This window comes from Alkaliphilus crotonatoxidans (assembly GCF_054658015.1).
Window position 1 is genome coordinate 46,048 of sequence record NZ_BAAHXS010000004.1, and the last position, 22,990, is coordinate 69,037.

At 41.5% G+C, this 22,990-nt stretch carries 20 protein-coding genes; 1 reads left to right on the forward strand and 19 read right to left on the reverse strand.

Annotation, left to right across the window (positions count from 1 at the left end; translation table 11 throughout):
• Positions 1-32 precede the first annotated feature (32 nt).
• The 17 genes from ACYQ1I_RS02665 to ACYQ1I_RS02745 form a co-directional block, all read right to left on the reverse strand.
• Positions 33-2,429, reverse strand: coding sequence for a Lon protease family protein (locus ACYQ1I_RS02665; protein WP_459762197.1), 2,397 nt, complete (start codon positions 2,427-2,429; stop codon positions 33-35).
• Between the two features lie 197 nt (positions 2,430-2,626).
• Positions 2,627-5,428, reverse strand: a complete 2,802-nt coding sequence (locus tag ACYQ1I_RS02670; protein ID WP_459762199.1) for a phosphodiester glycosidase family protein — start codon at positions 5,426-5,428, stop codon at positions 2,627-2,629.
• 307 nt (positions 5,429-5,735) lie between these two features.
• Entirely contained in the window at positions 5,736-6,215 is a 480-nt protein-coding gene (locus ACYQ1I_RS02675; protein ID WP_459762200.1) for a protease complex subunit PrcB family protein, read from the reverse strand.
• A 161-nt stretch (positions 6,216-6,376) separates the two neighbouring features.
• Positions 6,377-7,315 (reverse strand): transketolase family protein, encoded by a 939-nt coding sequence (locus ACYQ1I_RS02680; RefSeq protein WP_459762202.1) that lies wholly within the window; start codon positions 7,313-7,315, stop codon positions 6,377-6,379.
• On the reverse strand, positions 7,315-8,136 hold the full coding sequence (locus ACYQ1I_RS02685; RefSeq protein ID WP_459762204.1) for a transketolase: 822 nt from the start codon (positions 8,134-8,136) through the stop codon (positions 7,315-7,317). Before ACYQ1I_RS02685 ends, ACYQ1I_RS02680 begins: the two co-directional genes overlap by 1 nt.
• Positions 8,137-8,158: 22 nt before the next feature.
• Complete coding sequence (locus tag ACYQ1I_RS02690; protein ID WP_459762206.1) at positions 8,159-9,025, reverse strand: YitT family protein; 867 nt, start codon at positions 9,023-9,025, stop codon at positions 8,159-8,161.
• A 31-nt stretch (positions 9,026-9,056) separates the two neighbouring features.
• Positions 9,057-9,782, reverse strand: a complete 726-nt coding sequence (locus tag ACYQ1I_RS02695) for a WecB/TagA/CpsF family glycosyltransferase (RefSeq protein WP_459762208.1) — start codon at positions 9,780-9,782, stop codon at positions 9,057-9,059.
• A 3-nt stretch (positions 9,783-9,785) separates the two neighbouring features.
• Complete coding sequence (gene csaB, locus ACYQ1I_RS02700) at positions 9,786-10,877, reverse strand: polysaccharide pyruvyl transferase CsaB (protein WP_459762210.1); 1,092 nt, start codon at positions 10,875-10,877, stop codon at positions 9,786-9,788.
• 59 nt (positions 10,878-10,936) lie between these two features.
• The gene (locus ACYQ1I_RS02705) at positions 10,937-13,096 is read right to left on the reverse strand and encodes a DUF5693 family protein (protein ID WP_459762212.1); all 2,160 of its coding nucleotides are present in this window, start codon (positions 13,094-13,096) and stop codon (positions 10,937-10,939) included.
• A gap of 166 nt (positions 13,097-13,262) precedes the next feature.
• Positions 13,263-14,312 (reverse strand): acyltransferase, encoded by a 1,050-nt coding sequence (locus tag ACYQ1I_RS02710; RefSeq protein WP_459762214.1) that lies wholly within the window; start codon positions 14,310-14,312, stop codon positions 13,263-13,265.
• A 155-nt stretch (positions 14,313-14,467) separates the two neighbouring features.
• Positions 14,468-14,953: a hypothetical protein gene (locus ACYQ1I_RS02715; protein ID WP_459762216.1), complete on the reverse strand. Its 486-nt coding sequence runs from the start codon at positions 14,951-14,953 to the stop codon at positions 14,468-14,470.
• Positions 14,954-15,077: 124 nt separating this feature from the next.
• Positions 15,078-15,479, reverse strand: coding sequence for a type II toxin-antitoxin system PemK/MazF family toxin (locus ACYQ1I_RS02720; protein ID WP_459762218.1), 402 nt, complete (start codon positions 15,477-15,479; stop codon positions 15,078-15,080).
• Positions 15,430-15,705, reverse strand: a complete 276-nt coding sequence (locus ACYQ1I_RS02725) for a CopG family ribbon-helix-helix protein (protein ID WP_459762220.1) — start codon at positions 15,703-15,705, stop codon at positions 15,430-15,432. Before ACYQ1I_RS02725 ends, ACYQ1I_RS02720 begins: the two co-directional genes overlap by 50 nt.
• A 223-nt stretch (positions 15,706-15,928) precedes the next feature.
• Entirely contained in the window at positions 15,929-17,095 is a 1,167-nt protein-coding gene (gene alr, locus ACYQ1I_RS02730; protein WP_459762222.1) for an alanine racemase, read from the reverse strand.
• A gap of 33 nt (positions 17,096-17,128) precedes the next feature.
• Positions 17,129-17,758, reverse strand: a complete 630-nt coding sequence (locus ACYQ1I_RS02735; protein ID WP_459762224.1) for a LolA family protein — start codon at positions 17,756-17,758, stop codon at positions 17,129-17,131.
• Positions 17,759-17,783: 25 nt separating this feature from the next.
• The gene (locus ACYQ1I_RS02740; protein WP_459762226.1) at positions 17,784-18,164 is read right to left on the reverse strand and encodes a holo-ACP synthase; all 381 of its coding nucleotides are present in this window, start codon (positions 18,162-18,164) and stop codon (positions 17,784-17,786) included.
• 132 nt (positions 18,165-18,296) lie between these two features.
• Positions 18,297-18,926 (reverse strand): hypothetical protein, encoded by a 630-nt coding sequence (locus ACYQ1I_RS02745; RefSeq protein WP_459762228.1) that lies wholly within the window; start codon positions 18,924-18,926, stop codon positions 18,297-18,299.
• 173 nt (positions 18,927-19,099) lie between these two features.
• Between ACYQ1I_RS02745 and ACYQ1I_RS02750 the strand changes: the two genes are divergently transcribed.
• On the forward strand, positions 19,100-20,053 hold the full coding sequence (locus ACYQ1I_RS02750; RefSeq protein WP_459762230.1) for a hypothetical protein: 954 nt from the start codon (positions 19,100-19,102) through the stop codon (positions 20,051-20,053).
• A gap of 37 nt (positions 20,054-20,090) precedes the next feature.
• On the opposite strand, the gene ACYQ1I_RS02755 is transcribed toward ACYQ1I_RS02750, so the two are convergent.
• Together ACYQ1I_RS02755 and ACYQ1I_RS02760 are read right to left on the reverse strand one after the other, a co-directional pair.
• A complete protein-coding gene (locus tag ACYQ1I_RS02755; protein ID WP_459762232.1) occupies positions 20,091-20,948 on the reverse strand; it encodes a deoxyribonuclease IV in 858 nt (285 codons plus the stop codon).
• Positions 20,949-20,976: 28 nt separating this feature from the next.
• Positions 20,977-22,830, reverse strand: coding sequence for a complex I subunit 5 family protein (locus tag ACYQ1I_RS02760; RefSeq protein WP_459762233.1), 1,854 nt, complete (start codon positions 22,828-22,830; stop codon positions 20,977-20,979).
• Positions 22,831-22,990 lie beyond the last annotated feature (160 nt).

Genomic DNA, 22,990 nt, shown 5'->3' on the forward strand with positions numbered 1-22,990 from the left:
AATAGTAAACACTATTTAGGACAGCCCTTGGTTTAATTTGACTTTTCCTTTTCCTCCGATGCTTCCCTTAGCTTTTCCATAATCAGATAGTTAATAGTTCCTGGAGGATAATTTCCCCGCTCGTCCTGGAGCCCTGCAGGAACACCTGTTAGTATTTCAATGCCCTCCTCTACGTGGCCGATGGCATAGATATGGAAGGTTCCTGCTTCTACTGCCTCTATTACTTCACGTTTAAGCATGAGGTTTTTTATATTTTGTTTGGGTATTAAAACCCCCTGTTGACCTGTAAAGCCCAGAAGCTTGCAAACTTCGTAAAAGCCCTCGATTTTTTCATTGACTCCCCCGATGGGCTGAATTTCTCCATTTTGGTTTACTGAGCCAGTCACAGCAATTGATTGATCAATGGGAACACCAGCAATGCTGGATAAAATTCCATAAAGCTCTGTGCTGGAGGCACTGTCACCATCAATTATTGAATAGTTCTGTTCAAAGCTAATACTGACCCCCAGGGAAAGGGGATGCCTCTGGGCATATTTCTGCCCCAGATAACCACTCAAAATTAAAACTCCTTTGTCGTGAATACTACCGCTTTTTTTCACTTCCCTTTCTATATTAATAATTCCTGTTTTACCCTTATAGGTGGAAACCGTTATTCGACTTGGTTTTCCAAAGCTGTATTCGCCGGTTCCCATAACTGCCAAGCCATTGATTTGGCCTATCCTATATCCCGATACATCAATTAGAAGAGAGCCATCCTTGAACATTTCATTTAGCTTTTCTTCATATTTACTATTGCGATAGATTTTTTGCTGAATGGCCTTCTCAACATGTTCCTTCGATACGAGGGGAACTTCATCAATCTGGGCCCAGGCATCTGCTTCATAGAGTATTTCTACTATTTGATTAAACCTTGAGCTAAGCTTTTCCTGATGGTCTGCCAGCCTGGAGCTGTATTCCATAATCCGGGCAACGGCATTTTTATCAAAATGCTTTAGGCCTTCCTTTTCACAATGGCTGGCAATGAATCTAGCCATTTTGTAAATATTTTCTTCGTTCTTTTTCATTTCTACATCAAAATCCGCCATAATTTTAAAGAGCTTCCTGAAGTCTTCGTCCATACTATAGAGGGCATGATAAATACTGTCGTCCCCGATCAAAATAACCTTAATATCCAGCGGAATAGGCTCTGGCTTTAGGGTTGAAGTGACTACATACCCTGTGACCTTATTGAGGGACTCAATATTAATTTCTCCTGTCTTGAGGGCCCGCTTTAATGTTTCCCATCCATAGGGCTGGGTTAAGACTTCTTTTACATTTAATATGAGGAAGCCGCCATTGGCCATATGAAGGGCTCCAGGCTTTATTTGGGTAAAATCAGTCTTTAAAATCCCCATTTCATTTTTATATTCAATGGTTCCCATAATATTATTGAAGGTGGGGTTACTTTCGTTAATAATGGGGGCATGCTTAAGCTCTGAATTATTAATAAAGAGATTCACCTTATAACGGGTAAAAAAGCTCTCTTCATCCTTCATTTGCATCATCATTTGGGAAAGCTCCCCCTGGGGAGGATTTTTACCCTTAAATTGCCCTATATGCTCCACAATATCCTGCTCTAACTGATTAATATAGCTTACGATTTCCTCACGATGACCGTATCGCTGAACCAATCGATTAATACAGAAATTAATAACCTTGTAGCCCATCTCCTCATCTAGCTTTCTTAAGCCTTCTTGAAAGTCTTCTTCAATGGCCTTGAGCCGATTAAAGGTTTCTACGGTACTTAGGTTAAGCTGATTGGAATTTTCTCTGATTCGCTCTATTTCCGCCGGGGGTAAGCTGGAATACTCCTCCTGCTTCATGGGTCTTCCTTCCATCACAGGAATGCTCACCAAGCCATGCTCCGACTCTCTGAAAATAAATCCGTAATTTTGGGCAATTTGATTTAATTCCTCAACAATTTTATGATTTTCCCTTTGAAAGGATTGATAAATTTCATTTTTCCTGGTTTCATATTCTGTACCTTCAAAAATAGAGGGAACCTGCTCCCTCAACTGCTCTATCATTCCTTCAATATCTTTTTTAAACTGGATTGCCAGCCCTGCCTCCATGCTTAAAGCCCTGGGCCGATCAGGATTTTTGAAATTATACACATAAACCCAATCGTTGGGCACAGGCATTTCGGCCGCCAATTTTTCTGTAATGGAATTGGAATAGCTGCTGCGGCCTGTTCCGCTGATTCCTGAAATATAAATATTGTAGCCCTTTTTCTTCATTCTAAGGCCAAAGGCCAGGGCCTCTACAGCCCTTTCCTGGCCGATTATGTCATTTAATGGTGATAAATCTGCCGTAGTGTAAAAATTAATATCTTCGATTCTACAGGGACTGGTCAGTTGAGCTCCTGCTAATCGGCTTTTTTCCTTGATCATTTTCTTCCCCCCTATCGCTTTATCTTATTTATACCTATTTTTCAGCAAATTAACAATATTTTTTCTTTCCTATTTTTTCGCTTTAGTATTCTTTTTTGTGCCTAATATTTATGTTTTTTATAATTTTATGTCTAAAGGGGGGGATTTGAAGTCAACAAATACCGCCCCTTGGCAGCCGGAGCGGTTTTTGTTGTATTTTAGTTAAAAAGCGATTTAATTTGATAGGTCAGAGTCGACCCGTTTAGATTGAATTCGATATATTGATTTGTTTCAGAGGGCATTTCAGTGGTATTGCTTTGATAGGTGCCAGTTGAGATATAACGTACACCGTCCTTTGGCTCAACCTTCAGCTCCTTACCTCCATAAAGCACGAAAATGTTCTTTCCTGCCTTTGCCTGCTGGGTTAAAATTTCTTCAAACAGGTCGGCCTCCAGGGAATCGGCAAAGCCATTTTCACCCCTGATTGGTTTAGGCAGCAGGATCATCACATTATTTTTTGAGGTTTTTTCAATCAGATCCTTAAACCAAGGCCATTGATTGAAATCTGTTGCCCTAAAGCCATTTTTACTGTTATCCATTTTGACAATTAATAAATCATCTATTTCCTGCTTTGAATAGCCTCCATTGGCTGTAATCATTGTATTGGTAATTTTGCTGGTGGCTTTTTGATCTGCCGTACCGGTAAATAGCACATGGGTCTTTTGACGATTGGCCTTTTCGATCAGATTATTAATGGCTAATCTGTCATACAGTGTTTCCTTTGGTGCCTGGAGCCCATTGTGAACCATAATGGTTTTTCCTTGTTCTTCATAGGGGCGATATAGTGGGTCTTTAATTTCTTTATTGGATGTACTATTTGTACTACCTCCTGCATAGCTTACCTGCAGATCGTCAAAAATCAAGGTTCCCTTTACTTTTTGGTTGGTATCGGGCTCGGCCACATAAATTCTGTCAAGTTTAGCTGGTGCAGCTACTCCAGAAGGCACTGTAGCCTCCAGGTACTTCCACCCTGTCCAATCAACACCCTTTCTAAAGTCTATAATGTGTTGAGCTCCCTTGGCATCGGTAATTCTTCCCCGAATCCATTGGGTTGACTTCTGATCAGCATATACCCACACGCCTATTTTGTTTGGTGCTCCCGGAAGCGTCAGCCCACCATTGGCATAGTTCATATAGGCCGCTCTAGTTCCATCTGAACTGGTAAAGTCATATTGCAATTGAAGGGCTTTGGTGCCGTTTCTCCCTTGATCGGTTAAACTAACGCTACCCGTTACCCCTTCTGGGTAACCGCTGAAGGTCAGCTTTAATTCCTCAAAGAAATCTACTACTTTATCCTGGGTACCAATGGCTACTGGTACTGAAACAACGGTATTGCCTAATTTAGCCTGTAGGGTTGATTCACCTGTGGTGTTACCGGCAGTATATACACCATTGACTACGGTTCCCAGTCCCTTTATATCGGTCCATTGTATAGCCTCGGCGGCTATCTTAGCTCGGTGTCCCAGGGCACTTACTCCCACAACCGATAGATTGGTGCTTCTACCCTGGGCCAGCTGAATGGCACTGGGGGTGATTTCCAGGTATGCCGGTTCACCCATCACATTGAGCTTAACCTCGGTTGTGGCCCCCATGTATTCCACCTCAACAATTGCTTCTCCTGTTGCGGTGGGAATAAAGCTATTGTTTAAAAAGCTGCCGCTGCCCTGAACTAATCGATAATTGAGCTTGGTATTGTCAACTGCAACGGGGTTAAAGTTACTGTCGTAGGCCTTAGCAATTATCTTTTTGGGTGCATTTAAAAAGGCATAGTCGTTTTCCAATTCGGCCTTAAGACCATTTACATTCCCTGTGGGAGCAGTGGTAACAACTGCAAGACTGTTAATAATTCTACGTTCCGAACCATCTGAAGGGGTTGTCACCAGACCGGTTTTAAATTCACCCAAGCTCCTGGTAACCATTCCTGTTGAACCGCCGCCATCCATCATAATAGCCTCATGGCTTCCCAGTTCAATCATTAGATTTGCCATGGCCTGGCCGTTTAACCCCTTGTAAGAGGTATGTCTGCCATCAACGGTGACTAAGATAAGCTGGCGTCGATCCTTGGTAATTCCTACAGCTGTTCTTGGATGATTTCCTGATACATCCTGGGTAAAGTTTGTTACAGGTTGTCCATTTGAAACCAGCAGCGTACCGCCGCCAATGGCCAATTTGATACTATCGATATCAGGATTCATGCTCACTTTGAGGTCTAGCCTATCACCTACTTCTAAGTTCTGCAACAGATCATTTGCCCTCATTCCGGTGGCAAAAATAATATAGCCTGATTCAGGTATTTCAGCAGGGCCTTGACCTTTTCTAATTTCTTCAACCCTATTATCGATCACCACAACCTCTACATGGTCTGGTCGAGCTTCGTTTGCCCCTGGAGAATGGGTTCCCCAATTACGATCAATGATGGTTGTCATTCGATATTCCCAGGTAATTTTATTAATGGCCTGGACTTCTACTTCTTTTCCCTTATCGCTGATAATTTTCATGCTGGCCGTTAAGTAGTTTGCAAACCCTGTATTTTGATCTGTTACGTAAAGGGTTGCAAAATTATTTACTAGTATGGGGCTGCTGACCATTTCTCCATCCTTAATCATCATTCCCATGGGAGAATCCGGATTTGAAAAATAAAAGAAATCTGAATTAATTGCCCCAATTACATTTGGATTTTTATTGGCCATAGACGTTAAGGTATCCTTGGTTGTCAAGCCGTTACTGCTTTGCAGAATATCTAGTTTTGAAGTCTCATCTGTTAGATCTACATAAAGTACATTGGCATTTAGCCAACCATTCTGGGTGAATCGTTGTATATGCTTTTGGGTTACCCCTCTCGACAATCTTTCAGATTCTACCCGTTCAAAAAAGGCGTTACTGGCAAATGCGCTGGTTGTAAAGGATAGCAGCAGCAAGCCAGTTATTACTGTTACTGCTTTTTTTCTTAATTGCTTCATTCTGTGTTTCCTCCCCTGCTGGCCATAATTTAGCATGTAATTGACTAATCCTATTATATATCAACTGTAGTAAATGTCTATTACAGAGACATTACAATTTGATGAAATTTATTCTACATCTTGGTAATATAAGGAGATTTGTCATATTTTGCTACGGCAGGGTTTTTTGATATTGATTATAAAAAATACAATGAATTTACAAGTTAGATTGCTAGATCAATGTATTTATTTCAAGGCTCTCTAAAAATGTCATTCATATATATAAAAACGTCGATTACCTTTTACTGGTAACCGACGAAAAAAGGAGTTATTCAAGATATTTTACCTGTAGATCGATTTTTTGGGGCAATTCCTTCAAATCTGTTTTTAAGACAATATAGGGATAAGTGATTACCTGCGGAACCAACTCTTCTGGTTTTGGGTCTTTAAATACTGCATAGACCACCAGCTTATCTTCCTCTTTTTCCTTTACTATTGTCATTTTTTCTATATCAACCGTATAGCCACCGGTTAATTTTTCTCCTCTTGTTACAATTACGTATACTGATTCATCTACCTTTGTCGCCAGTGCCCTTTCCAGCATCTTATACCTTGGTATTATTTGCTCCAGTTTTTCAGGCGTTTCATTTGTATCAACAATTTCATAGCCCACAGTTTGTTCACCACCCGATAAGAACCTAGGTACACACTTAACCACCAGTACAACTAACAGGATTATCAAAATAACTGCAATAATCAGCTTCCAATTAACCCTTGGAAACTTGGGTAATTTGAATTTTGAGCCCATCGTACGCCCCTCCCCTCATTCCTTAAACTAGTCTCTGTTCTATGTCTATTCATTGTTATGGTGAAATATTCAATTGTTAAGGGAAATATTATTTAAGATAGAGACAAAAGAGCAAAAAAAGAGACAGCACTATACTGTCTCTACTCTTTCTCTAAATTGATTTATTTTCTTTTTTTAAGCTCAGTAGCAGCCTCTACAATCGCTTTGGATGTAAGGCCATACTTTTCTAATAATTCGTTGGGCTTTCCAGACTCACCGAAGGTATCCATCATACCGACTCTTTTCATTTGTACGGGGTGGTTTTCTACCACTGCCTCGGCCACGGCTGATCCAAGGCCCCCAATGACATTGTGTTCTTCCACTGTTAAAATGGCTCCTGTTTCCTTTGCAGCCTGGGCAATTAGGGCGGTATCGAGGGGCTTAATGGTATGGATATTAATTACCCTGGCATCAATCCCCTGTTCCTTCAATGCTTCGGCGGCCTCCAGGGCTCTACTGACCATAATACCCGTCGCAACAATGGTCATGTCCCTACCGTCCCTTAGTACAACACCTTTACCTATTTCAAAATCATAGTTTTCGTCATTAATAACGGGTACCCCTGATCGGCCTAACCTAACATAAACAGGGCCATGATATTTTGCTATGGCATGGATTACTTTTTTTGTTTCCACCCCATCGGCCGGTACAATTACGGTCATATTGGGTATGGCCCTCATGCAGGCAATGTCCTCCATTGATTGATGAGAGGCCCCGTCTTCACCAACGGTAATACCGGCATGGGTGGCACAGATTTTTACGTTTAGTTCAGGATAACATATAGAGTTTCTGATAATTTCAAAGGCCCTTCCAGTGGCAAACATGGCAAAGGTGCTGGCAAAGGGGATTTTCCCTGCCGTAGCAAGGCCTGCAGCCATTCCCATGAGGTTTTGCTCTGCAATCCCTACATTAAAAAAACGATCGGGAAAGTTCTTACTAAAGCCATGGGTCTTAGTTGACTTAGACAAATCAGCATCTAAAACCACTACTTGATCATTTTCCTGCCCCAGCTCAATTAGCGCTTCTCCATAGGCATCTCTTGTAGCAATCATTTTACTCATTATCTTTCCCCTCCCAATTCCTTTAATGCAAGTTCTGCTTCTTCCTTCTTGGGGGCATTTCCATGCCAGCCCACCTGATTTTCCATAAAGGATACACCTTTACCCTTAATGGTTTTGGCTAAAATCATTGTTGGCTTTCCTTTGGTAGCCCTGGCCTCTTCAAAGGCATTAATAATCTGTTCCAGGGAATGGCCGTCACATTCTATGACATGCCAACCAAAGGCTTTAAATTTATCGAATAGAGGCTGAACCCTCATTACTTCTTCATTGGGACCATCAATTTGAAGCCCATTGGAATCAACAATGGCCGTTAAATTGTCTAAGCCATAGTGGGCAGCCGCCATAGAGGTTTCCCAAACTATTCCTTCCTGCAGCTCACCGTCTCCTAAAAGGGTGTAGATTCTGCTGGGACTCTTGTCAAGTTTGGCTGCCAAAGCCATACCGCAGGAGGCTGAAAAACCTTGCCCCAATGAACCAGTTGACATTTCAACCCCCGGTGTTTTCTTCATTTCAGGGTGACCTTGAAGCATGGCATCAATCTTTCTCAGTTTAAGTAATTCTTCCTTTGGAAAAAAGCCCTTCTCTGCCAGGGCGGCATATAAAACGGGGGCCGCATGCCCCTTTGACAGTACAAATTTATCCCGATTCACCATTTTAGGTTCTTGGGGGTCTACCTTCATTTCATGAAAATACAAAACAGCTAAAATATCAGCCGCCGATAGTGACCCGCCAGGATGCCCTGACCCTGCTTCCTGTAGCATTTCAATAATTAACCTTCTGATATTTACTGCCTTTTCCTGCAAAAACCCATAGTCCCTCATGAAAATTTTCTCCTCCTCTTTATTAATTTTTTATTTCTTTAAAACCCTCTCCCAGTACTTCATGAATGGTGGAAATCATAATAAAGGCCTTATTGTCCTCCTGATAAACCAGTTTTTTCAGCTTTGCCACCTGGGCTCTATCAACAACACACAGCAGCACATCTCGCCGGGTACCTGTATACATTCCCCGTCCCTCTAAAACCGTCACACCCCTACTTATCTCGTCTAGTATTTTCTTGCCGATTTCATCGGTTTTAGCGGAGATAATATAAAATGCCTTTGCATATCCCAGACCCTCTACAATAAAATCCGCGGTTTTTACCAATATAAACAGACCAATGATAGAGTATAGTCCAGTTTCTATGTTCTTTTCCACCAGGGCGGCCGTTACTACAATGATCAGGTCTAAAACCATCATGAATTTGGCGGTGCTGATGGAAGGAAAGTATTTGTTTAAAATGGCCCCTGCCAGGTCGGTACCTCCCGTTGTCCCTCCATAGAGGAATACCAGTCCAAGGCCCATACCCATAATCACACCACCATAGATGGTGGCCAGGAGCAAATCCCTTGTCACCATGGCGCCATGGCCAAAAATCATTAGAAATAATCGAATAAATCCTGAAAGGGAAATGGTAGCATAGGCTGTCTTGATTCCGAAGACCTTGCCCAGCACCAGAATTCCCATAATAAACAGCGGAATATTGATGGCAAGGTTAGTAATGTCAATGGGAATACCGGTAGCACGATATATGACAATGGCTAGACCCGTTACTCCACCAGGGGCAATGGCATTGGGTTCCAGGAAAAAGTTTAGGCTAAAGGCCATTAATGCAGTTCCAATGGTTAGTCCAATATATTCGATGACTGTTCTATATTTTTGCTTAAGCACTTTTTCCACCTCCAACACTTCATTATTTAATTTACCCTTTTAGTATAAAGTTAATTAAAAATTTCGGCAAAAGCAGCATCCGTTTAAATCGACTGGGCTCCTGAATCAGCCGGTAGAGCCATTCCAACCCCAATTTTTGATAGATTTCAGGGGCCCGTTTAACCGTACCTGCGTATACATCGACACTTCCCCCGACTCCCATTAAAATCTGGGCTGTCAATTGATTACGATGACGATTAATCCAATATTCCTGTTTGGGAGCCCCCAGACAAACAAATAGCACCTGGGCCCCCGATTCATTAATATCATTGACAATTCCAGCTTCATCCTGTTCCTTAAAGTAGCCATGATGAAAGCCAGCAATTTTAATACCGGGGTATTGGGTCAGTATATTCATAACTGCCACATCAGCCACGCCTGGCTTTCCACCTAAAATATAGATCGATTTTCCTCTTTGTCCACAATACACTAGAATTCTATGCATTAAATCGATCCCCGGTATCCTTTCCAACAGCCCCCGCTTTTTCAGCTTAGAAGCTATAATGAGTCCGATGCCATCGGGAACCACTAAATCCCCGTCCTTTAAAATCTGCATTAATTGGGGGTCATCCTGGGCCAGCATGACAATTTCGGGATTTGGTGTATAAATAGTTTTAGGGGTATCTGCTTCTAAAAAATCAACGGCCCTTTTAAAGGCTTCCTTTTCACTTAAGGCATCTATGGGCACATTAAGCATATTTATTCGTTTTCTTTCCATAGGCTATTCTCCCCTTGTCATAAATTCCTTAAGGATTTCCTTTGTTAGATTGGCTTTTTTATTTAAATCAGCGGTTACCTTTTCAAGCTGCTCCCGATGCCTTTGGTTGTCCTTTAACACCTCTTCAATGGTTGACCACAGGGCAACCTCCTCAAGGGATTCGGCTATACCGCCGCTTTTTTGATTTACCAGCTCCAAGAAGCTTTTAATTTTATCATCATATTCAATTCCCACCATGGGAACCCTGGCAATGGCTGCAAAAACCAGGGAATGAAGCCTCATGCCAATTAACAGGTCTAATTCGCTAATCACCGAGAGCACCTCTTCTGGTTCATACTGCCTGCTTAAAACATAGGCATTATTTTTCATTAAATTAGTAATTTCAACGGATAATTTCTGATCATGGGGGTACTGCATTGGTATAAATAGAACCTGATAGTTTAAATGCTGCAAGTAATCAGCGGTATTGGCTATAATTCGTTTATAATTTTCCATTCCTCGCCAGGGACGAACCGAAATACCAATGATTTTTTTATCGGGTACCAGGCCTTCATCTGATAGAATATTCCTGCCGCTCTTGCGGCATAGGGGCGCCATTGCAAAGGTAACATCGGCAGTAACCTGTATCTCATGGCGAATTCCCAGGGCCTTCATGGCCTCCTTTGACTGAAAGTCACGGACAGTGATCACATCCACCTGATTAATAATATATTTTACCAACTTTTTATTATATACCTTTGTGATGGGTCCAAAGCCATTGCCATAAAACATGACCTTTTTTCCTAATTTTTTTGCCAGCCAAATAATGGCCAAATAGTACAGCAGGGAGCGGCTGCTGGTAACATCCTGCAAAATTGAGCCGCCCCCGCTGATTACAACATCGCTTTCTTTAATGGCTCGAATCAACTCCATAAAACGATTTCGACTAACAGCTGATACCTTGTACTTTTTTTCTGTTTCTTCAGCCTTATAGGTTAGAACCTTCAGGGAAACATCAGCCATGGCTCCCTTTATTTGCTTTACTATTGTCTTTAATATCGCTTCATCTCCAGTATTCTGGTAGCCATAGTAGCCGAATAACAATACCTTCTTCATTTGTCTCTTCCTCTCTAGGAGATATATCTGGCTTTGGAATGGGACCAGTGCTTTGATAATTATTCAATTCCATATTTATTTTTCATATAGCCTAGGCATAGTCTTATCAATTCCAATAGAAGTATCCCGATCGTACCGATGATTACTCCAAGGATAATCCCGTATACTGTTCTCACCGCAGATAAATAAAGGGGTGTTCTAAGATGACTGAAGGTATTAATGATGGAGGTTTGTCCCAATACGGCTGCAAAGCCTGCTGCAAAGATGATGATATTTTTATAGCCTCGCTTTGCTGCATAAATTCCCAGGGTCAGGGCTGGGATTCCAATCAAAAATTCCTTAATACGGGGTCTGGCCAAAAGTTTGTTTTCCAGCATGTTTCTTACTAAAATTTCCAGCTGCGAAGCCTGTACGGTGGTTTCATGCCCCGTTCTGGCCATATAAATATAACCGACAAACAGAACAACGGCCCCAATCAACACATAAATTACCTTGATATCCTCCAGTAATAGCTTTTTCAGTTCCCAATAGATACCCATTCTCTGCTGAGTACTGGCTTCAGTACGCTTATAGCCATAGTATTTAAGGTAAAACATGATAAAGAAAATAAAGGGAATAAGCTGGCTTACCTTTACACCACGATAAATATCCATTTCCAGCAGATATCGTATATCTGAAAGTATGGTTGCCACATAAAAAGCACCAATGACCGAAATTAACGAGGTAACGATGACTCCCTTCAATACAGGTAGTATGGTTTTTTTCCAATCCCCCTTGTCCTCACTTTCCAGGAGCCTATGGGTTTCCTGACAGAAATAGGCCATACTCAAGGAGGCAAAAATGATTGAAGCCGCCAATGCCAATATTTTGTCTGCCAGAGATGGCATAACCAATATCATGGCAGGTACCCCCAACAGGCAAAGGGCCAATAAAATCAGTATTTGTTTATCTTTAAGCCCAAAAAGCAAGTGAAGCAGCAGTACGCCGGCGGCGGCTATTCCCCACCCCAGCAGGGTATAGTGTCTTACCCTGATTTTGGGAACCTCAAAGGTACTACTTTCCCCTAAGGTCAAACCATGCTCGGCAATCCTCTCTTCAAAATGATTCAACATAATTGAATATTCCTCTGCCTCTGTAACATAACGATAATTGTCGTATTTAAAGGGCTTTAAATAAATCAGCCGAATATTTCTTTCTGTTACAGCTCGATACAGGGTATTTTCTATTTCTTCGGCACCGTCATAGCCAGCATATTGGAAGCGTTCCTGTACATACTTTTGCAGAGAATAAATTCTGACGGCATTATACGATACGGCGTCGGCTAAAAGGTTAATGCCTTCCTGCTCCATATGCTGACGCTGTACTCCAGTTTCAATCAAACCGACTTTGATTTTTTCATTTCGCATATGCTCTGCCACGGGATCTAAATGTTCAGGGTATCCCATTACCTGATGGCCGTCGAAAATATATACCGGCGGGTCAATTCCATAGGCTTCATATTCTGCCAGGGTGGCATTAATATGCTTTTCAGTGGACCAATCACCATAGCTATAGGGCCTTGCCATGACTGCTAGGCCATTTTCTTGAATTATGGCCACCTTTTCGGGGTCAAGGCCCAGGCCCAGCCGGGTCAGCTTGGAGGATTCCAGCCTTGATTCACTGACAAAGGCCTTGCCTGAGGTTTCCATTAAGCTTTGATTCTCAATAAATAATGCATCATACAGGGTACCCTTAATGACAATAACGTAGTCATCCTGACCCTGAAACAACTCAAAGCGGTCCTCTGGATAACGCTCCTTTAATCCCTTGGCAATAAAGTCATATAATTCTTCTGAATCGGTATATGCTACTACATCATAGGGATTCACTTTCTCAGGATCAACAGAATTAACAAAGGCCTCCGGGTATTCCTCGTCCCAATTCAGCTCCTTCACCAGGTTTCCCATCATTGTTACGGTTAAGGGCTTTCCCTCCTCCACCATGGAGCTTAGGGATTCTTCCCTTAAGGCCACATACTGAATTCCTTCCTTGCTAAAGTAGTTGAACCACCATGACAGGGGTTGCTCTGATTGTCTGGCCATCTCTGCAAACTCGTAGTAGTCCAGAACAACTTCAACACTTTTGTTATCGCCTTCTATTCTTCCTCTGCCCACCAGTAATGAGCCCATAACCAGAAGGCTGACCAACATTACCACTAACAAAATTTTTATCCCCTTCATCGTGTCACATCCTTTATGGTTTTTTATATCTTATCTTCTTTTCTATTGTTTACTTTATAAATATATTACTTATATTTAAGCCTGTAAAGATTTCTTTTTAATTTTGGCTATTTTTTTCCACACGATTGACTTCTTTACATAGTTTGATATAGTTTGCTTAAACCTATTAGGAATTTGCCATGGCCCGGGATTGAAATGTCTTTTTAAGGAAAGGCAGAATCAACCTTAAATAGATGAATTCCATCAGAAAAACACCACCATAGACAATCATCACGTTGAGCAAAAACCTTCTGGAAATGGATAGCAGCCCCAACCGGTTCAGCATCCCCTCTGACAGGTAAATAAAAAAAGGATGGCTCAGATAGGTGATAAAGCTGCATCGGGAAACAAACTGACCAACTGCCTTGATTTTTTCAGTAGCCCTTGGCACAATCAAGCTGCTGATTTGATAGCAGAAGCAGATGGATACAGTACAAAAAATAAACCACATTAAATCTACGTATACCACGTTAATGGGTCGTTCCATGGCATAGTAATAATAGAACTGACCTGCGTACAATAACGCGGCAGCCCCATAGGCCCCATAGACCAGTTTGGCATACTTTTTCAACAGTACCTTGATTTCATCAAAATAATAGGCCCAATAGCAGCCAAAGCTAAAGAAGAAAATATAGTTTGTAAAAAAACGATCTGAGTACTGAATATTTAAATAGTTTAAGGATATCAAATTAATGATGGCAGCAGCAATCAAAAGCACATGGGGATTAAATCGTTTAAAGGCGTGATAAAACAGCCCAAACAATAGATAAAATTGTATAATAATCACCATGAAGTAAAAATGGTAGCTGATTCTGCCCAATAAAAGGCCATTGATCAGGAACTTTATATCAAATACATAGATTCCCCGGCCCACATAAAACAGATAGTAAAACAGACTCCACCCCAGGTAGGGGATTAAAACTGAATTTAACCGTTTTCTTAAAAAGCTGAAATATTGAAAGGGTCTGTTTTTGTAGCTATAAAAAAAGATCAGCCCACTTATAAAGATAAATACGGGCGAAGTAAACTTTAACCCCCGATTAATCAAGGTAAAGAGCGCCATGGCAAGGCTGTCCTTTCCCAGGGTATCGATGGGAATTGCAGATAAATGTACCATCACCACAGCCAATCCGGCCATTCCTCGTAAATAGGGTATCTCTTCAATTCTTTTTTTCATCGCTTCACCAACTTCTATTCAATAGTTTTTCCATAAAAAAGACTTCCTTTACTTCGTTCAGGGAAGTCTTTGTCGGGATAAAGCAGAGACAAATTTTCCAGGGGTCAGACGAAGGAAGGAAATTTGCCTAGGGGTAATCCGTTAATTTAGGTGTACTAGGGCTGCTGAATAGTATAACTGCCCCTTACCATAAAAAATGTATCGTTCTTTGCACGAACGCCTCTACCATCATCCCTTGGTATGATAATTAAATGGTTTGTAGGTATTGCTTCATCGGCCGTAATGTCTCTGGCCCCCGTTACATCGGCCAGTCCTCCCGATGGGCTGTCAATGGCCACTGCATCGCCGGAACGCAGAATAATTTCTGTTCCCTGGGCGCCAATTAATGCTTCACCCTTTTTTAATTCCACAACAACCAATTCAGCCCCTTCTGGGGTACCCTCGCCTGTTTGAGGAGTTCCCTTTAACCGTTCGTCGACATAAAACTTTATTTGTTCCAGCTTTTGTTCAACAAAAGATAAGGTTACCAAAGGATCATCAGCAGTGCCAGGCTCCTTAGCGGCTGCATAAACCACTTGTCCAACCAATAGGACGACTGTAAGGGCCAATAAACCTATGATCATTCCCTTTAACTTTTTCATTTGTCTACCTCCTGCCTTGGTCTTCTTGCCTTTGATCTTTATTATTATACTACATATTCACAGTGAATTGAAGTTGAAAATGACGGCAATCATAACAAAAGACCTAAGAAATTCTTAAGCCTTGTTAAAAATCTATTAATCCTAAACTAATCATCAACCCATCATTGATCTTTTCCATCATTTCTTCATCTATGTGTCCAATCTTTTCCTCCAATCGACGCTTGTCAATGGTTCGAATTTGTTCCAAGAGAATAACCGAATCCTTCGGCAGCCCATAATCAGTTGCGGCAACCTCTATATGGGTCGGTAATTTGGCTTTATTGATTTGGGATGTGATGGCAGCAATAATGACCGTCGGGCTATACCGATTTCCAATGTCGTTTTGTATCACCAAGACAGGTCTTACTCCCCCCTGCTCTGAACCAATGACAGGGCTTAAATCCGCATAATAAATGTCTCCTCTTTTAACATTCACGCTATTCACACTCCGCCATTTTAACTTCGTATTTTTCCAACGAAGACACATCCAAGCTTAATCCTAGTTCTGCAAGGGACAGATTAATGGTTGCCATTTCCTGATAGCCTTTTTTCATTTTCTCTCTTAGCTCAACCTTGGTTTTTTCACGAATGTATAAATGCATGGCCTTTCTGATAAATTCACTACGATTCGTTTTTTCATTACAAACGATGTAATCAATTTCCTTTAACAGGCTGTCGGGTAGGCTTATCATAATCCGTTTTGAATCAGCCATTTCGCACCTCCTAGAATTAATGAATGAAAAGATTTTTTGAAAGGAAAATACTATAAATGGTATACTTTATATTAGTATTCTTATAGACGAGCAATATATACCCAATTATATATTTTCATTTAAATTGTGTCAATATAATGACTAAATTATACGCGAAGAGAAAAAAATAGCTTTTTTTCCCTTCCATGGCCAAGTCAGCCCCTTTAAAAAACGTGAACCCTCCTTATTCTAACAAACTATCACGAACCTGTAAAAGGCTATTATTTTCCATGTAGAGCCGTGGTACCCTTCTTCCAATCATGCAGACAATCTCATAATTGATGGTTTGTAATTGATGGGCCAGCTCATCGACAGTATTTCCAATTTGAGGATCATCGCCAATAATGGTAACCACTTGTCCCATTTCTACATCGAGCCCCGTAACATCCACCATCATTTGATCCATACAGATTCGCCCCACCACCGGAGCCTTTTTCCCTGCCACCAATACTTGGGAACGATTGGTGAAAAGCCGGGTAAAGCCATCGGCATAGCCTATGGGAAGGGTCATAATCTTTTGTCTTTCTTTGGTTCGGTAAATTAAACCATAGCTGATTCCCCGACCTGGGGGCAGTTCCTTGACCTGGGCAGCCTTGGCCTTTAAGGTCATAACCTGCTTGAGCTTGACCCGTTCATGGTCAACTTCCTTTGAAGGATACATTCCGTAAAGCATGATTCCAGGTCTGACCATATCTAAGTTCATATCTGGCAAATCAATGATGGCAGCACTATTGGAGGCATGCTTGATGGGAATTGAAATTCCCTTTTGCTCTAATTGATCTATTATAGTCATAAAATGATTAAACTGTCGATAGGAATAGGTTTTATCTTTCTCGTCAGCCACTGCAAAATGAGTGTAGATTCCCTCCACCTCTAGGCCTGGAAGACAGCATACCTGCTCAATCCCTTGAATGCCTTCTTCCATGATAAAACCAAGGCGTGACATACCCGTATCTATTTTTAGATGTACCTTCAATTTTTGATTTATACTATCAGCCTGTTCTGAAAGATACCTCGCTTGCTCCATGGTATAGACTGTTTGAATCAAATTATATTGAAGGAGCATCTGCCAACATTCAACAGGAGTATAACCGAAAATCAGGATCGGCAGCTTCACCCCTACCCTTCTTAGTTGAATCCCTTCCGTCATGGTAGCCACTGCCAGCCGGTCTACCCCATGGTTGACCAGGGTGTTGATAATTTCCCTGGCGCCGTGGCCATAGGCATCGGCCTTGACGACGGCACAAACCAGGGTGTTTTTTTTAATGATTTTTTTCACTTCATTCAAATTATGCTTTAAATGATCAAGATTAATTTCTGCCCAGACGGGCCGTAAAAGCTGTTGTTCCATGATTCTCCCCCTATACCAGTATAGGCTGTTGGTTTATTCTTCCCACTTGGGCTGGAAAATTTCATCATCAAGCTCAGGATTCAATTCAAAATTCTCATATTCAACCTTGAATCTTATCATTCCACTTTCGTCTACAATTTCAAGGGATTGGGGCATTAGGCTGTCTACATCGATCCATAGGCGCTGCTGTTGAAAGTAGTAACCGCCCCCCGGTAGAGGAGTGGTAATCCCCACCTGTTCCCCCGTTTCCACTTTACGCTGCTCCAGGGTTGATTCCTCTGAAGCAAAAAGATTTCTCATAAAATAACCTATAAACATAAGCTGCTCCTGGCTCTTTTCAAAGGGTTCCAGCCGCCAATATTGATTAATGGAAGGGTTGTGAAGCCATGTGGTTTTACCATTGGAGACCGTCACATTGCCCTTTAGCTCCTCTGGAGCCAATACCTCCAAATGATAACGATCGGGGTATTGAAAGGTCTGCCGAAAAACATATTCCCTTTCTTCATTTTCCCGTTGTACCTTTATCAGGGCAGTGCATTGATATGCCTTGATTTCACTTAATCGCTTCTGTGCATCATAATAAACTTCTTCCTTGGTGGGCTGCCCACAGGCTGTCAGCAGCAGGCAGGGTATAAGCATCAACACAAGCCTACCCCATTTCACCTTGTCTTCCCCCCTGACGGAATAATTATTTATTCCTGGCCATGGCAATTGCCTGGGCCACAGCATTTTCCCTGCTATGGGATATAGAAATTAAAATTTCTTCTATACCTTTACTATATGCGATTTTTTTGCTGTTATTATGAAATTTTACTGTAGGTTTACCCAGGGGGTTCCGCTGAATCTCTATATCCTGCCATTTCATATTGCGAAAGCCTGTACCTAAGGCCTTTACAATTGCTTCTTTGGCGGCAAAGAAGCCCGCAATGCTGGCGGGATGATTTCCCTTTTCTTTAAGGAGCTGCCGTTCACCGGGAGTAAAAAATCGTTCCAAAAATCGAGGATTTTTTTCAACGGCTTTTTTGATTCGAGCTATTTCAATAATATCGATGCCAATTCCTTTAATCATGAATCACACCTCTCTATTTTTATCCTATCATGTTTGGACATTTTTTTAAATACTCAAAATTATTACAAAATTAAAGGAAGCAAGGGCTTCATCGCAGACTTGGCGATGTTGCACCTTGCTTTTGCCCAAAAATTATTCATTTTCTTTGTTTTCCTTAAAATAATGGATATCCAGGCGACTCATCTCCTTGGGGCCCACCATGGTATGCATGAAGGAATAGAGATAATCCATTTTCTTTTCCAGCTCTTCCTTATGCTCCCTAAGTTGATTTAACTTTTCTCGATATTGATTGATTTCTGCATTGGTCTGATTTAAATCAGCGGTTCCCTTTAATAAATCATTATAAGCGATTTCTACGGTTTCTTCAAGCAGTTCCAGGTTAAGGGCTTCAATTTTAGGAGGATATTCTTCTAGCTCAGCATAACGCTGATCGAGCTCTTCGTTTAATTGACTAAATTTTTCTTTCACTGCCTCCAGCTCATTCAGCGATTCTTCCTGTCCCTTACTATTAATTAAATCTGATAATAAAAGGATCTGCTGCATAGCTTCCTCCCGCTGCTTTTTAACCTCTTGAAGCTCCTTTTTAAGATTGGCCTCTTCCAATAATAAATCCTCTAGCTGCTTTGACAGGCTGTTGATCCTTCGATTGCCCTTGGCTAAAAATATTTCACACCAGCCCTTATCTTTAATTAAAACCGGCACATTGTTTTTCTTGATTATTTTATTATCTAATACTTTTCTTTTCCGCCATTTTGAAAACATATATTTCCTCTTTTCTTCGGGTTTCTATATCTATTACAATTCGCTAATCAGCAAACCTTTTCCTGCCGGTTCTTAAGTACTAATTTATCATGGCCTTTTAGATAATCATCCTAAAGAATAATTCGTGGTTATGTTTTTTATATTTATGGAAAAAATATTTCAGAGGTGATAGGATGAAAACAAACCATAAAGGAAGCATCGCACTATGGGTCATATTTTTACTGCTCTTTTCTTTGGCCGGATGTCAAAACAACCCACAAAAACCTGCCCCTGAGGAGAGTAAGAATAAAACCCCGGAGTTACCGGAGATCTTTACTGAAATGGAGCAGCGAATACTGGAAATGCTATATGTGGTCGACGGAATAGCAGGTATTGAAAAATCCATTGAGGAAAAGGAAAAGGTAGAGCTGGAGGTTGAAATGGAGACAGAGATCGATCAGACCATGGAGGAAAAGGACACAGCCTCAAAGAAAAAGGTAGACCCCAATATGTACATCGCCGAAGAAAGTATTTTGATTCCCCTTTTAAAGGAAGAGGAAATTGAATCTGAAATTATTAAGCTGGAGGAACCCCCTGATGACATTCAGGAAGTATGGTATCAGTTGGAGGAAAATCTTTATCAGCTTCATCGCCAATGGAATGTGGTAGAAGCCCATTTACAGCAGGTAAACGTTCCTGAAGCCTTGCTTCGTGAAACCGAATCGAAAATGAACCAAGCCACCCTTAAGCTGAAGGCCCGGCAAAAAATGGAGGGCATGCTGGAGCTAAACGGTATTATGAGTGATTTGAGTAAATATCGCAGCTATTTTCGACATCGGGTGCCTAGTGAGCTTTACAAGCTAAGCTATCATATCAGACAAGCTGCCATTTTAACTGCGATGGAAGAATACGAGGAATCGAAGCTGGAGGTTGAAGAAGCTAAGGAAGTGGCTGAAGGACTTCGCTCGAAATTACTTGAAAAGGATGCTTCGGATGTCGTTCATAAATTAATGCTCTCAATTGATGATTTAGAGCAGGAAGTTACTAATCAAGAACCAGATTTGGTACTATTGAAGGCCACCATTGTGATGAAAAACATAAATATGGCCATCAGCCCCTTCGAGTCTACCACAGATAGCAGCCAATAGCCCGGAAGAGGTCTTGCCCCAAATTTCTTTGGGGCTTTTATTTTTCCCTTAACAGGGCAATTTCTTCCCGATAAAGGTTTGTCTTTTTATCTAACCAGGGTGTTTCTAAAATACAGGGTTTATTCCTGGCAATTTCATGATGTACAATGTATCTCAGGGCCTTAAGCCCGATTTGGTCGATTCCCCTGGGGTTATCCGGCCCGGCTCCAATATTGGCATGGCGGTCTTTTCGAGCCCCGCACCGGTTCAGTGACCCATTGATATGAAATAGCTGCAAGCGGTTTAAACCGATGATCCGGTCAAAGGAATCCAATACCCCGTCAAAATCGTTGACAATATCATAGCCGGCATCATGGGTATGACAGGTATCAAAGCAGACCACCAGCTTTTCATGATACTTAATTTTTTCCAATAAAAAAGCTGTATGTTCAAACTTATAATTTAGCTCTGTTCCTTTGCCTGCCATGGTTTCAAGGGCGATATAAATATGTTGGTCTTTGGTAATAACCTCGTTGAGACCCTCAGCAATTCGCTTCAGTCCCTGGGCTTCCCCCTCCCCCACATGGGAACCGGGATGCAATACAAGGTATTTTCCTCCCATGACTTCAGCCCTTGCAACTTCTTTTTGCAAAAATTCAACAGACATTTTATAGAGTTCCTCCTTGGGGGAGGCAAGATTGATGATATAGGGGGCATGAATAGTGAACTCATCTATTCCCGCCTCCTTCATCAGCTGATGGCCCTCATCGACATACATATCTTCTACTTTTTTTCTGATGGTATTTTGCGGGGCACCTGTATAAATCATAAAGGTATCTGAATCATAGGAAATGGCCTCTTTAGCAGCAGCGAGAAGGCCCTTGCCTGATACCGATACATGGGATCCTAATTTCATTCCAAGACTCCTTTCCTGGTTTCTGGCCTTAAAAGCTGGAAAACACCAGAAGCCCCAATATGGCAGTTAACAGCGTGGCATAGATAAATACGTCCCCTAAGATCATAGGCTTTTCATATTTCTGTGTCCACTGACCGGGTAATTCACCAAACACATGGGTAATAGGCCGATAAATCAGCCTTTCGGCATTAAGCCAACTGGGCAAGTGTTCATGAAACAGGTCAAGTTTAACCCCCACCACAAAAATCAAGGCTCCTATTCCGTATATATATATCATACCCAAAATTTCCTTCGCTTTAAAGAAATTTAATCCGGTTAAATGGCTTTCTACAAAGGAGGCATCGTAGGTGAAGGAATTGACCGCAGGAACAATAAGTCCCTCCAACAGCATACTGGGGCGCATGCCTATGATTACGATAAATATGGCCAATATTGCCATGGCAGTGGCCATCCGTGGGTAGCGGGGCTTTATATCCTCATACTGGGAGGGGCATTTTCCCAGAAAGATGAAGCTGAAAAATTTCAGGAAGGAACAGACTGTTCCTGCACTCACCAGTTTAAAAATCAACTCAGCATATCGAAAGGATTCATGTCCATATTCATAGGCTTCTATAATGGCATGATGTAAAATAGACTTACTGGCAAAACCGTTAAAGCCGGGCATCCCCGTAATTCCCAAAACTGCAATCAAGGCCATGACCGCAGCAAAGGGCATTTTTCGCCATAGGCCCCCTAAATTGTACATATCCATCTCCTTGGTATTCAAGTAGACCACACCGGCCACCATAAAGAGCAACCCTTTAAAAAATCCATGATTAATCATATGATAAATACTGCCTGCAAAGCCTGTGGCTCCCTGATAGCCAAGATAGGCTGCTACACCAATTCCCATAATGATATAGCCCATTTGACTAATGCTGTGATAAGCCAGCATTCGCTTCATATTTCCCTGTAGTAGGGCCATAAAAACCCCCACCACCATGGTGATAATGCCCAGCCAAATCACCACAACTCCAATATTTTTTGAGGCTTCCCACAGAGCAGGGCCAGCAGTGCTGGCCTCGGCTGTACTGACAGAAAAGACTACCGTAGCAATTCTTAAAATACCATAGGCACCCACCTTCGTTAAAATTCCTGAAGATACGGCATTTACCGAAACAGGCGCCTCTCGATAGATTTTGGGCAGCCAAAAATGAAAGGGTACCACCCCCGCCTTAATTCCGAAGCCCAATATAAACAGCATTCCGATGATATATTTAATGGGCCCCATTTGACTGAAATTCAATGCTAGATTGGTCCATTCATAGCTCTGGGTATAGGCTGAAAGCAATATAATTCCACTTAAGATACTTAATCCGCCAATAATGCCCATATAAAGGTAAACGTTTCCCGCCTCAAGGGTACTCGTTCCCCGGTAATGAACCATCAGGGCATAGGTGCTGAAGGTCATCACCTCGAAAAATAGAAAAAAGCTTAATAGGTCCCCTGCCATGAGGGTACCCAGGGTGGCCACGTAGGCAATAATAAAGCAGGAATAATAGACCCGTTCTCCTTGCCCCTTGATATCTTCAAGGCTATAGATGGCTGAAACCATAAAAATAATACCTGCAAAGACCATCAAAATATAGTTTAGCAAATCAATTTTAAAGAAAATTCCCTGACCAAAAATACTGGGGAAACGGTAGACAATGGGCGCTTCAATTACCTGCCTATAGGTCAGCATAATTAAAACTGTGGTAAGGAAGATAAACCCATTTACCAGAACTCTTCTCAATAACCGGTGATCGTTTCCTAACAAGGGTATTACCAGGGCATCCAGTAAACCAAAAACCACAACCAATGCAGGAAGCCATAGCAAAACAACAATCTCAAGAATATTCATTTTATTAACCCTCCTGTCAAATACTATCATCTAAATTCAAATAGATAAATTGATTATTAGAAAATAGCATTTTTTGAATAGGTTCTTTCATAATACATTATTTACCACTGTGCTGTCAATATTTTTGGCCTTTTACTGGGCCTGCCGAAAAAATAAGCCC

Excerpts from the sequence above, each read along its gene's own strand:
- ACYQ1I_RS02665 (WP_459762197.1), bottom strand. The coding sequence starts at position 2,429 with ATGATCAAGGAAAAAAGCCGATTAGCAGGAGCTCAACTGACCAGTCCC.
- ACYQ1I_RS02670 (WP_459762199.1), bottom strand. The coding sequence starts at position 5,428 with ATGAAGCAATTAAGAAAAAAAGCAGTAACAGTAATAACTGGCTTGCTG.
- ACYQ1I_RS02675 (WP_459762200.1), bottom strand. The coding sequence starts at position 6,215 with ATGGGCTCAAAATTCAAATTACCCAAGTTTCCAAGGGTTAATTGGAAG.
- ACYQ1I_RS02680 (WP_459762202.1), bottom strand. The coding sequence starts at position 7,315 with ATGAGTAAAATGATTGCTACAAGAGATGCCTATGGAGAAGCGCTAATT.
- ACYQ1I_RS02685 (WP_459762204.1), bottom strand. The coding sequence starts at position 8,136 with ATGAGGGACTATGGGTTTTTGCAGGAAAAGGCAGTAAATATCAGAAGG.
- ACYQ1I_RS02695 (WP_459762208.1), bottom strand. The coding sequence starts at position 9,782 with ATGGAAAGAAAACGAATAAATATGCTTAATGTGCCCATAGATGCCTTA.
- csaB (WP_459762210.1), bottom strand. The coding sequence starts at position 10,877 with ATGAAGAAGGTATTGTTATTCGGCTACTATGGCTACCAGAATACTGGA.
- ACYQ1I_RS02705 (WP_459762212.1), bottom strand. The coding sequence starts at position 13,096 with ATGAAGGGGATAAAAATTTTGTTAGTGGTAATGTTGGTCAGCCTTCTG.
- ACYQ1I_RS02710 (WP_459762214.1), bottom strand. The coding sequence starts at position 14,312 with ATGAAAAAAAGAATTGAAGAGATACCCTATTTACGAGGAATGGCCGGA.
- ACYQ1I_RS02715 (WP_459762216.1), bottom strand. The coding sequence starts at position 14,953 with ATGAAAAAGTTAAAGGGAATGATCATAGGTTTATTGGCCCTTACAGTC.
- ACYQ1I_RS02720 (WP_459762218.1), bottom strand. The coding sequence starts at position 15,479 with ATGTGTCTTCGTTGGAAAAATACGAAGTTAAAATGGCGGAGTGTGAAT.
- ACYQ1I_RS02725 (WP_459762220.1), bottom strand. The coding sequence starts at position 15,705 with ATGGCTGATTCAAAACGGATTATGATAAGCCTACCCGACAGCCTGTTA.
- alr (WP_459762222.1), bottom strand. The coding sequence starts at position 17,095 with ATGGAACAACAGCTTTTACGGCCCGTCTGGGCAGAAATTAATCTTGAT.
- ACYQ1I_RS02740 (WP_459762226.1), bottom strand. The coding sequence starts at position 18,164 with ATGATTAAAGGAATTGGCATCGATATTATTGAAATAGCTCGAATCAAA.
- ACYQ1I_RS02745 (WP_459762228.1), bottom strand. The coding sequence starts at position 18,926 with ATGTTTTCAAAATGGCGGAAAAGAAAAGTATTAGATAATAAAATAATC.
- ACYQ1I_RS02750 (WP_459762230.1), top strand. The coding sequence starts at position 19,100 with ATGAAAACAAACCATAAAGGAAGCATCGCACTATGGGTCATATTTTTA.
- ACYQ1I_RS02755 (WP_459762232.1), bottom strand. The coding sequence starts at position 20,948 with ATGAAATTAGGATCCCATGTATCGGTATCAGGCAAGGGCCTTCTCGCT.
- ACYQ1I_RS02760 (WP_459762233.1), bottom strand. The coding sequence starts at position 22,830 with ATGAATATTCTTGAGATTGTTGTTTTGCTATGGCTTCCTGCATTGGTT.